The following is a 9,833-nucleotide window of genomic DNA, read 5'->3' as shown; positions in this document are numbered from 1 at the left end:
CAATTCCGTCCATCCAAACGATTAAATAAACAGGTTCTAATGGACGATTTTGCCAAGCTATAATGTCAGAGGTGATAGCATCTGTTATACGAGAAATCGTGGATTGAGAAACGTCAAAATTGTAGACCTCTCTGATCTGTTCTTCAATATCAGAAACGGACATTCCCTTGGCGTAAAGCGATACAATAACGTTTTCTAAGCCTTCTACCATGCTTTTTCGTTTAGGTATCAGCATCGGATTAAAACTAGCATCACGATCTCTAGGGACCTTTATTTCTTCTTCGCCATAACTCGTTTTTATCTTTTTGCTAGAATAACCATTACGCGCATTTTCTTGCTTGCGTAAATCATACTTGTCGTAATCCAGGTGAGCATCTAACTCACCTTCTAACATTTTTTCAATCCCTCGCTTTTGTAAGTCTTTGAGAAAGTTTTGGAGTTCATCGCCAGTTTTAAACTGTTTGAAAAAATCATCCGGAAATAGGTCTTTTGTTTCCATAAATATGTAAATATTAAATGTATAAAAAAAATTCTGCTCGATTTTAACCCAAGCAGAATTTTATACTTACACAGTTTTTGGTACAGTGTCAACATTTGTTTTACAAAATTTTCTAACTCGTTTATATGTTCGATACCCTCGGTCGAGTCTTTGAATACATCCCAACATAAATTAAAAGCCTCATCTTTAGAACTTCCAATTCCTAATTCATTCATTTTATCAAATAGGCAATGATTATCAGAATTATTAATGTGGTATTCTAATGTTCCATTAGGATTTACCTCTTGGTATTTTTCTGCTAAAAAAAGTTCAGGACTTTTGTCTGAGTAGAGATAAAATAAACTTTCTTCTGATGAAAATCTAGTTTTCATATCTCCATCCAGAATACAAGCGAAACCAGTTTTTATTTTTTTATACTGATATGTTTCTTTATGTACAGTGAAGTAGTTATATGTTTTATCTGCAGATCCTGATATTATAATATTTATTAGATCTGAAAGATTGGTTAGGTTACTATTAGTTTGCAAACTTGAAAGAATTTTTTTAATTATTTTTTCAGCAATATCATCCTCACAATATAAGTCAATTAGTGGATAAGAAACAGAGTCCATCTTAGATAATGCGGCATTAACACTAATATTTTGAATGCTTTTAAAGTTATTTGAGTAGTCTTTTTCTATGAAAATTCTTGAAATATCTGGAAGGCTTGAAAGAATTGTTTGCGAATGCGAGGATAAAATGAATTGCTTATTATCATTCCAAGAAATATTATATAAAACTTCAATCAATCTTCTTTGAACTTTTGGATGTAAGCCAATTTCTATCTCATCTATCAAAATTAAAGAGTTTTTATTAGCTTCAACAACATCAATAATAATTTTAGTTAATACTTCTTCACCTGTTGCTGCATTGTAACTCGAATATTGATTGGAATTTTTGTATTTAAATATATCTTTATCTTGATAAGTAGCAAGTTTATTTAATTCAAAAGATTCTTCTAAAATATAAGACAAATATTCTTCTATTATTTCAGAATTATTTAAAGAAATAGTATGCTCATTAACAGACTTAGTTTTGTTAAAGATTACTTTGCTAAAATTTCTAGCAGGTAATATACGATCTAAGTCTATGAATACAACATCTCGAAATTTAAATTGACTTTCTTTTTTTCCAATTCCATTCCATTTTTTTGTTGTATGTTTTCTTTGTCCTCTCTTAGTTTCAATTTTATTTCCTGTTTTATATGTTATGTAATAAGTCCAATCTTCTGACTGTATATCCTTATTCGTTATCTGCATCAAAGAACTCCAAGTATGTCTGTCAAGATTTCCATTTTGAGGATTTCTTTTAATGAAATTAAAATGACTACAAGCAATCGCCATTAATATAGTTGATTTACCAGACCTATTTGTACCAGAGATAACAGAAATTGGATGATTAAAATTAACTGTTAAAGAGGGTATATGTCTAAAAGGTTCTAATTTAATGGATTTAAGAAATTTCGGAAAATTATTTTCAACTGTCAAGTCTAAATTGTCAATACTATTTTTATCTCTATTTGGGTTAATCTTTTTTCTAGGCATTATATTATTTCTATAAATGGTTTATAATTGCCGCTAACATTATTTATTGCGAAACAAAACATCGCTTAGTTTTGTAAAAAAAATGTCAGCATTTTTTTTAAATTTTTCACAAATATAAACATTAACAATAATAGTTAAAGTTTCATTTTTTGTAATGTTTGCAAGAAGATTTAATTATAAACAAGTCTGTTTATAATGTTCGCCAAGAAGATTTAATTATAAACAAGTCTGTTTATAATGTTCGCCAAGAAGATTTTATTACAAACAAGTCTGTTTATAATGTTTGCCAAGAAGATTTTATTACAAACAAGTGTGTTTGTAATGTTCGCCAAGAAGATTTAATTACAAACAAGTCTGTTTGTAATGTTTGTCAAGAAGATTTTATTACAAACAAATCTGTTTGTAATGTTTTCTCATTATTAATTATAATATTTATTGATTATATTTATAAAGCATTAACAATGAATGAATTATAAATACTTAATCTACCTATTATGAAAGTAAATTTATCAAAATTATCTACAAAAAATCTGGCGACATTAGCGCAGCGAACTATCAACTCTTCTCAAGCCAGAAATTATACCATTGTAGAGAACCATCCTTTGCTGTTGTCTCTTATTGCGAGTTATCAAAACTACGACACGGTATACACAAAGTTGACCTACAGCGGAAAAGGAAAAGAGGTGGCGACAGCAGATAAAGAGCGCGATGTTGCATTTAGTAACATGAAGGCTTTCCTGAATGGTTACCGCAAATTGACTTCTGTAGCAAACTATCAAGATGCGGAAGCTTTATACAAAGTTTTCCAAACGTTTGGATTAGATTTGGACCGATTGAGTTATTCTGCTGAAACAGCACAATTGAAGAAGCTTATCGAAGAATTAGAAAAGCCCGAAAACGCACAACGTCTTACAAATTTAGCGCTTGCAACAGCTTTTACTGAACTGAAAACAAAGCATACAGATTTCGAGGTATTATTTGCGCAACAAGCAGAGGCAAACGGAGATTTGCGCCAAATTGCTAGTGCTTCATCTACTCGAAAAGAATTGGAACAAGTGATGCGATCTTACCTCAATCTAATTACAGCAATGAAAGATGTACCGGATTGGTCTAATTTGTACCACGATTTGAACGAAATTGTGAAAGCTGCAAGAAATAGTGTGTTGCCTGCAAGTAAAGGGGAGAATCCAAATTAAGATATTTTAAACACCCCTATAATCCCTTGAAGGGATTATATTCCCCTCTTAAGAGGGGTTAGGGGAGTGTAGAATTAAGGTTTTGATACGATTTTTATGCATTTCTAAAAATCACTCGAACCGACGAAATTTTATTCAGAATTAAGATTATATGCAACAAAAAATCCATCTCAAGAGCTGAGATGGATTTTACATTTATAAAAAACTGAAAATTAAAATAATTATTCTTTTTTAATGTCCTGCACTGATTACTTTACCTGCTCCTTTTTTGATAAAGAACAGAATAAATGGAATACAGATTAGGAAAACTACACCCAAATACAAGAAAACATCCATATAAGTTAACACAGTTGCTTGTTTGGTAACTTGTAAATCGAGTAGGTTATAGGCTTTATTTAATGCTTCATTTGGGGCAAAACCTTTACTAATGAAGCTCATTTGTAAATTCTGAATATGTTTTTGTACATCAAAATCGGATGTATCAAGATGCGAAACTAAATTTGTTCGGTGTCCAACTGTCCAACGAGAAATAAATGTTGTAATAATCGCGATACCAAAAGATCCTCCTAACTGACGCATCATTCCTGTAAAGGCAGCTCCTTCACCAATTTGTTGCCCTCTCAAACTTGAAAGTGAAAGTGTGGTAACAGGTACGAATAATAATCCCAATCCAACTCCACGAACAATTAATGGCCAAAAGAAATGCTCGGAACCTGTGTCTGGTGTTAAGATTTTGTATGACCAAAAACTGTAACAGAAAAAGATAAAGAATCCTCCTGCAACCATGTATTTTGGTGGTACACCTTTTTGTAACATTGTTGCGATGATTGGCATCATGAAAGCAGTCATCAACGATGAAGGAATTAATAATAAACCTGCATCAGTTGCAGTCCATCCTAAGATTGATTGTGTATAAATTGGAATAATGAATGTCGATCCATATAATCCAAATCCTAAGATGAAGGATAAAATAGTACCAACTGCTAAGTTGCTATCTTTCAGTACACGTAAATTTACAATTGGATGTTTGAAAACTAATTCTCGCCAAACAAATAAAATGAATCCGAAGAAACTTGCGATACTCAAGGTTACAATTGTCGAATCTGAGAACCAGTCGTCTTGTTGTCCGTGTTCTAATACATATTGTAACGATCCAACTGCAATGGCTAACAAAATAATTCCCAAGAAATCGACTTGACTTAGTTTTGATTTCTCTGCATATTTTGGGCTACGAACAAATGATATCGTTAACAATACGGCAATAATCCCGATCGGAATATTGATGTAAAATATATATGGCCAAGACCAATTATCAATAATATAACCTCCTAAAGGCGGACCAAGCGTAGGACCAACAATAACTCCCATTCCATAAATTGCCTGCGCTAAACCACGCTTTTCGGGTGGATAACTTTCGGTAATGATGGTTTGCGAAGTTACCAACAGTGCTCCACCACCAAGTCCTTGAATAAATCGGAACAAGATAATTTCCCACAACGTTGTTGCATTTCCACAAAGAAATGAGGCAACTGTAAAAATGATAATCGAAGCCGCAAAATAATTGCGTCGTCCAAATTGTTGCGACAACCAGCTGGTCATCGGTACTACAATTACATTGGCAATTGCGTAAGCGGTAACCACCCACGCAATATCAGTTAAAGAGACACCCAAACTACCTTTCATGTCATTCATCGCAACGTTAACAATTGTTGTGTCAACAATCTCTAACAATGCACACATGATGGCGGTAATGGTGATGATTACACGTCTTGCACCATATTCAACTAAATTATTTTCTTCCATAATTTTTCTGAATAGGTGTTATTACTTTGCAGAAGTATTCGATTTTAAAAGAATATCAGCTTCCACGTTCATACCTGGACGAATCATTTTCAACATTTCGTCTTTTTGATCGATAAATTCGATTTTAATAGGAAGACGTTGAACTGTTTTTACGAAGTTACCAGACGCATTATCTGGAGGTAATAACGCAAATTTAGCACCAGTTGCAGGAGATAAAGACGTTACTTTCGCTTTGAATTCGTGGTTTGGATATGCATCTACTTTGATGATGGCTTCTTGTCCAACTCTAATTTTTTCTAATTGAGTTTCTTTGTAATTTGCCACAACCCAAATATTATTTGTTGTCACAATATTAAACAAAGATTGACCAGCTTGAACCAATTGTCCTGGTTGTAAATTAATTTTAGAAACTTGTCCATCTTCAGCTGCAATTACATACGTATAAGACAAATATAATTTTGCATTATCGATGTTTGTTTTGCTTTGACCAATTGCTGCTTCCGCAACTTTAATTTGTGCTTTTGAAGCATCAGCTTGTGCTTTCGAAGTGTTCACTTGTTTTGCTGTAGCTTGCGCTTGTTTTGCTGTAGAAGCTAATTGAGCACGAGAAACACCTAATTGTTCTTGTACAATTCGCAATTGCTTTTCAGCTGTTTCTTTTGCTGCTAAAGCTTGCTCGTATTGTTGTTTTGTGATCGATTGATTTTGGTATAATTTATTGTAACGATCAAAATCATTTTTCGTTCTCCAAACTTGTACTTTTGCTGCTTCTACATTTGCTTGAGCTGTATTAACACTTGCTTGAGCTGTTTCGATTGTTGTATTTGCTGCAACTGCACCAGCTTCTGTCACTCCAATAGCTGCACCAGCTTGAGAAACACCTGCGTGAGCAACTCCTAATTGACCTTCTGCTTGTAATAGAGCATCTTGCGATTGTTGCAATTTCAAGGCAAATTCAGATCCATCCAAAACAACTAATGTATCACCTTTGTGAACCATTTGGTTATCTTCTACTAAAATCTTCTGAATGTATCCTGAAACTTTAGGTATAACAGGTGTTATTTTTGATTCAATTTGTGCATCATCAGTAATTTCGTGCGCTTGTCCGTGTAAATATTTATAAACTCCATATCCACCTCCAAGGATGATTAATGCTCCTAAAACGATGATAAATTTTGAATTTATTTTTTTCTTTTCTTGATTATTTTCTTCCATATCGAGAGGTGTTATTGTACGTTTTCTAATAAAATTCCTGTAGTATAGTAATATTCGTAGATCGCTAATTGTTCGTCAGCATCTCCGACAACTTGATTGATTTTTGCTTGCAATTGTTGTACATCCGCTTCTAATAAATCGTCTGTATCAGCCAATCCGTTGTCATTTTTATCTTTTACAATTCTGTAGTTTTCGTTCGCTTGTTCTACAGCTTCTTTGTAAACATTATTTTTCTTTTTTGCTAAATCATACTTTTGAAAAGCTTCGTTCATTTCAACTTTAGCTTTATCAATTGTCGTTTCTTTTTGCATCTCATTTTCTAATTTCTGAGCTTTTGCAATTTCAACTTCTGCTTTATTTTTATACAAAGAAGATAAATCATATTTCAATCCGACACCAACATTTGTTGCATTTGTAACCGAAGCAACTTTATCAATATCCATCGCAATATATCCAGCTGAAACTGCTAATTGAGGGTAATAAGCTGCTTTCGCAATTTTGATTTGACTATCAGCAATCTGATTTTTTACATCATATGATTTAATATCTGTACGATTGACGTAATCTTGAGAATTTTGATTGATGGTTTTCAAGGTTTCTACATTATCAACATGAACGATTTTACTTTCGTCTTGTCCAGTCAATAAATTCAATCGGTAATTAATGTTTTTGTATTGCGTTTCGGCTTCATCAATTGCAACTTGCACATTCGATGCTTGTAATTTTGCTCTCAACAAATCATTTCTCGCGATGATTCCGTTATCCAAAAAGTTTTGAAAATCTTTCACACGTTGATTTGCTCTCACTAAGTTTTCATTCAAAACATCGATAGAACGTTGCGTTTTGTACAATCCAAAATATAAATTAATAGCTTGCCAAACCACATTTTCTTTTGTTGCTTCGATTTAAAAGTTTGATAAATCAACCATTAATTCATTGCTTTTGATTGCATTTTTAATTTTAAATCCAGCAAAAACAGGGACAGAAGCACTTGCTTGTCCTAATAATAATTGGCTCGGTTCAACTCCCATTCCTCCACCAGAAGATTGCATCGGAAGTTTGATGTCTACATTTGTTGTCGTAAACAAATGCATGTATTGTCCACTCAACGAAATGTCTGGTAAACGATTGTTTTTCGCGCTTTGTACTTTATACTCACTTGTATTTTTAGCAGCTTCGGCAACTTTCACAGATTTGTTGTTCTGCAAACTTTGTTGAATAACTTCCTGCAAAGAAACGTTGGTTTCCTGCGCATGAGCGAAAGTAGCAACAACTAAACAAATCGGTAAGAAAATTTTATTTTTCATCGTATAGTAAAATTGCTTTTAAAGAATCTATTAAATAAGGGTAATATTCTTCGTGAATATGTTCTGTAAACTCTTCATGAGAAGATAATCCCCATTGTTTCATATATGTTTTTTCGTTCAAAATCAAATAAGATGTTCCGCCAATAACTACCATTACAACAGCTTCGGCAGGAGCTTTTCGTTTAAAAACGCCTTCAGAATATCCTTCACTAATAATGTTAGTGATATATTCTAAATTTTTCGTTTTTAACTCATTGACTTTACAATCAATTTCTAAAATTGAATCTCTTTTCGAATATTCTCTTGCCATAATTCCATGAAATTCAGGTTTATCCAAAATTCTATTCAAATAAGCTTTTAGGATTGACTGTAACTTTTCAAATGGAGAAAGTGTAGAATTTTGTGAAATTGAGGCCAATGATTCATTGAAAGTTGTGATACGCCAACTAAATAAATTCTCGACCAATTTATCTTTTGATCCAAAATAATAGCTAATCATCGCAATATTAATGTTTGCTTCTTTTGCAATTTCTCGAACACTTGCAGCATCAATTCCTCGTCTTCCAAAAACTCGTTCAGCCGCGCCCAAAATTTCTATTTGCTTCTCACTTAATTTCATCTTATAAAAATTGAACGCGCAAAGTTAAACAAACGTTTAATTAATTTAAAAAAAATAAGTATTTATTTTAATGATTTTTTATAATTCATTGATTAACTTTTGTCTATGAAAGAAATTTTTCTACATCATATTTGGAAATTGAATCAATTTTCACATCAAAGCTTACAAACTTTTCATGGAGATTTCATTGAAATTGTGAAAGTTGGAAAGTTAAACCATCATGCTGGGCCAGATTTTTTGGAAGCAGAAATCATCATTGGCGATAAATTGTGGATTGGAAGTGTCGAAATGCATGTCAATTCTTCGGATTGGAATTTTCATCAACATTCAAATGATTTATCGTATCAAAATGTGATTTTGCATGTTGTATGGAATCACGATTGTGAAGTTGATATTTTGCGTCAACGTAATGTACAAACTTTGATTTTACAAGATTTTGTAAAACCGGAAATTGTTTTTAATTATCAAAATATTATTAATTCTAAGTTGGATAAAATTTATTGTGAAGAATTTTTAGATTCAATTGATTTGAAGCAATTTTCTTTTTGGTTTGAACGAATTTTAATCGAACGTTTCGAAGAAAAAACAAACGATATTGTACAAATTTTAGAACACAATAATTCCAATTGGGAAGAAACATTGTTCAAAAGTTTGGCAAAGAATTTTGGATTAAAAGTTAATGTAGAAACTTTTGAGATTTGGGCAAATTCTTTTCCGTTCAAAGTTTTGCAAAAAATACAATTTAATGCCCAAAAAGTTGAAGCCTTGTTTTTTGGACAAGCCAGTTTTTTAGAAGAAAACTATGAGAATGATTATTCTAAGCAATTAAAAAACGAATATCAATTCCTGAAAAATAAATATCAATTAGAATCAATTGAAAATAGTTTGTTCCGATTTTCGAAAATGCGACCAATTGGTTTTCCGACGATTCGTTTGGCGCAATTAGCATCGATTTATGTGAATTATCAAAGTTTGTTTTCTGAAATTATTCAGCCAAAAAATTTGAAAGAATTTTATAAAATCTTCGAAAATTTGGAATTAAATTCTTTTTGGGAAACGCATTATACATTTAAGAACGAATCAAAATTTCAACTCAAAAATCTTTCAAAAGATAAAATAAATAATTTGCTCATCAATTCTATTATTCCGATTCGTTATGCTTTTGAGCGACAAAAAGATGAGGTAGAAATTGATTTTTATTTGGATTTATTAAATGAAATGGAAGCGGAAAATAACTCGATTTTAGATGAATTTGAACGAATTGGTTTTGAAAATAAAACCGCAAAAGATTCTCAACAATTAATTCAACTTAAAAAAAGATATTGCTCCGAAAAAAAATGTTTAAATTGCGCTATCGGACAACAAATTTTACGTTAAATGAAAGATCAAATTAGGAATTTTACCGAAACAGAATGGTTTAATGTGATTTCGCGATTTGCAGACAAATTGGGAATTCGCGTTGCAAAATTACGTTTGATTTTCATTTATTTAACCTTTGCAACTTTCGGTTTAACCTTTATTGGTTATTTTATTATGTTATTCTTTTTTTGGGTAAAAGATTGTTTTGTTATCAAACGAAAATCGGTTTTTGATTTGTAAAAAATATTTACA

At 31.9% G+C, this 9,833-nt stretch carries 11 protein-coding genes; 4 read left to right on the top strand and 7 right to left on the bottom strand.

Translation table 11 applies throughout. From position 1 onward, the window contains the following. Together G0Q09_RS01405 and G0Q09_RS01400 are read right to left on the bottom strand one after the other, a co-directional pair. On the bottom strand, nt 1-499 hold a 499-nt coding region (locus G0Q09_RS01405; RefSeq protein WP_219033735.1), incomplete at its 3' end, for a transposase. Continuing rightward, nucleotides 388-2,082 carry an AAA family ATPase gene (locus G0Q09_RS01400; protein WP_219033734.1) on the bottom strand — a complete coding sequence of 565 codons (1,695 nt, stop codon included), beginning with the start codon at nt 2,080-2,082 and terminating at the stop codon, nt 388-390. The genes G0Q09_RS01405 and G0Q09_RS01400, both read right to left, overlap by 112 nt. Nucleotides 2,083-2,240: 158 nt before the next feature. Here G0Q09_RS01400 and G0Q09_RS01395 point away from each other — a divergent pair, with 158 nt between their 5' ends. Beyond that, the gene (locus G0Q09_RS01395) at nt 2,241-2,558 is read left to right on the top strand and encodes a hypothetical protein (RefSeq protein WP_219033733.1); all 318 of its coding nucleotides are present in this window, start codon (nt 2,241-2,243) and stop codon (nt 2,556-2,558) included. 18 nt (nt 2,559-2,576) lie between these two features. After that, the gene (locus G0Q09_RS01390) at nt 2,577-3,278 is read left to right on the top strand and encodes a DUF6261 family protein (RefSeq protein WP_219033732.1); all 702 of its coding nucleotides are present in this window, start codon (nt 2,577-2,579) and stop codon (nt 3,276-3,278) included. 231 nt (nt 3,279-3,509) lie between these two features. Here G0Q09_RS01390 and G0Q09_RS01385 read toward each other — a convergent pair whose 3' ends face one another. Genes G0Q09_RS01385 through G0Q09_RS01365 form a run of 5 tightly spaced genes read right to left on the bottom strand, consistent with a single transcriptional unit; the run spans nt 3,510 to nt 8,222 of the window. Next, a complete protein-coding gene (locus G0Q09_RS01385) occupies nt 3,510-5,081 on the bottom strand; it encodes a DHA2 family efflux MFS transporter permease subunit (protein WP_219033731.1) in 1,572 nt (523 codons plus the stop codon). Between the two features lie 21 nt (nt 5,082-5,102). Further along, nucleotides 5,103-6,296 (bottom strand): HlyD family secretion protein, encoded by a 1,194-nt coding sequence (locus tag G0Q09_RS01380; protein ID WP_038332984.1) that lies wholly within the window; start codon nt 6,294-6,296, stop codon nt 5,103-5,105. An 11-nt stretch (nt 6,297-6,307) separates the two neighbouring features. Further along, a complete protein-coding gene (locus G0Q09_RS01375; RefSeq protein WP_219033730.1) occupies nt 6,308-7,180 on the bottom strand; it encodes a TolC family protein in 873 nt (290 codons plus the stop codon). 21 nt (nt 7,181-7,201) lie between these two features. After that, nucleotides 7,202-7,603 carry a TolC family protein gene (locus tag G0Q09_RS15285; RefSeq protein WP_219033729.1) on the bottom strand — a complete coding sequence of 134 codons (402 nt, stop codon included), beginning with the start codon at nt 7,601-7,603 and terminating at the stop codon, nt 7,202-7,204. Next, a complete protein-coding gene (locus G0Q09_RS01365) occupies nt 7,593-8,222 on the bottom strand; it encodes a TetR/AcrR family transcriptional regulator (protein ID WP_219033728.1) in 630 nt (209 codons plus the stop codon). The genes G0Q09_RS15285 and G0Q09_RS01365 overlap by 11 nt, the downstream gene beginning before the upstream one ends. A gap of 105 nt (nt 8,223-8,327) precedes the next feature. On the opposite strand from G0Q09_RS01365, the gene G0Q09_RS01360 reads away from it, so the two are divergent. Then, on the top strand, nt 8,328-9,599 hold the full coding sequence (locus G0Q09_RS01360) for a DUF2851 family protein (RefSeq protein WP_125349609.1): 1,272 nt from the start codon (nt 8,328-8,330) through the stop codon (nt 9,597-9,599). Next, nucleotides 9,600-9,821 (top strand): PspC family transcriptional regulator, encoded by a 222-nt coding sequence (locus G0Q09_RS01355; RefSeq protein WP_125349608.1) that lies wholly within the window; start codon nt 9,600-9,602, stop codon nt 9,819-9,821. Nucleotides 9,822-9,833 lie beyond the last annotated feature (12 nt).

Source organism: Empedobacter falsenii (assembly GCF_019308355.1).
In the GTDB taxonomy this organism is placed as follows: Bacteria; Bacteroidota; Bacteroidia; order Flavobacteriales; family Weeksellaceae; genus Empedobacter; species Empedobacter falsenii_B.
The sequence above is the reverse complement of the archived record's forward strand: the minus strand, read 5'-3'. Positions and strand labels throughout refer to the sequence as shown.

Bases quoted from the DNA above. Each gene is read 5' to 3' on its own strand.
- G0Q09_RS01400 (WP_219033734.1), bottom strand. From the start codon at position 2,082: ATGCCTAGAAAAAAGATTAACCCAAATAGAGATAAAAATAGTATTGAC.
- G0Q09_RS01390 (WP_219033732.1), top strand. From the start codon at position 2,577: ATGAAAGTAAATTTATCAAAATTATCTACAAAAAATCTGGCGACATTA.
- G0Q09_RS01385 (WP_219033731.1), bottom strand. From the start codon at position 5,081: ATGGAAGAAAATAATTTAGTTGAATATGGTGCAAGACGTGTAATCATC.
- G0Q09_RS01380 (WP_038332984.1), bottom strand. From the start codon at position 6,296: ATGGAAGAAAATAATCAAGAAAAGAAAAAAATAAATTCAAAATTTATC.
- G0Q09_RS15285 (WP_219033729.1), bottom strand. From the start codon at position 7,603: ATGAAAAATAAAATTTTCTTACCGATTTGTTTAGTTGTTGCTACTTTC.
- G0Q09_RS01365 (WP_219033728.1), bottom strand. From the start codon at position 8,222: ATGAAATTAAGTGAGAAGCAAATAGAAATTTTGGGCGCGGCTGAACGA.
- G0Q09_RS01360 (WP_125349609.1), top strand. From the start codon at position 8,328: ATGAAAGAAATTTTTCTACATCATATTTGGAAATTGAATCAATTTTCA.
- G0Q09_RS01355 (WP_125349608.1), top strand. From the start codon at position 9,600: ATGAAAGATCAAATTAGGAATTTTACCGAAACAGAATGGTTTAATGTG.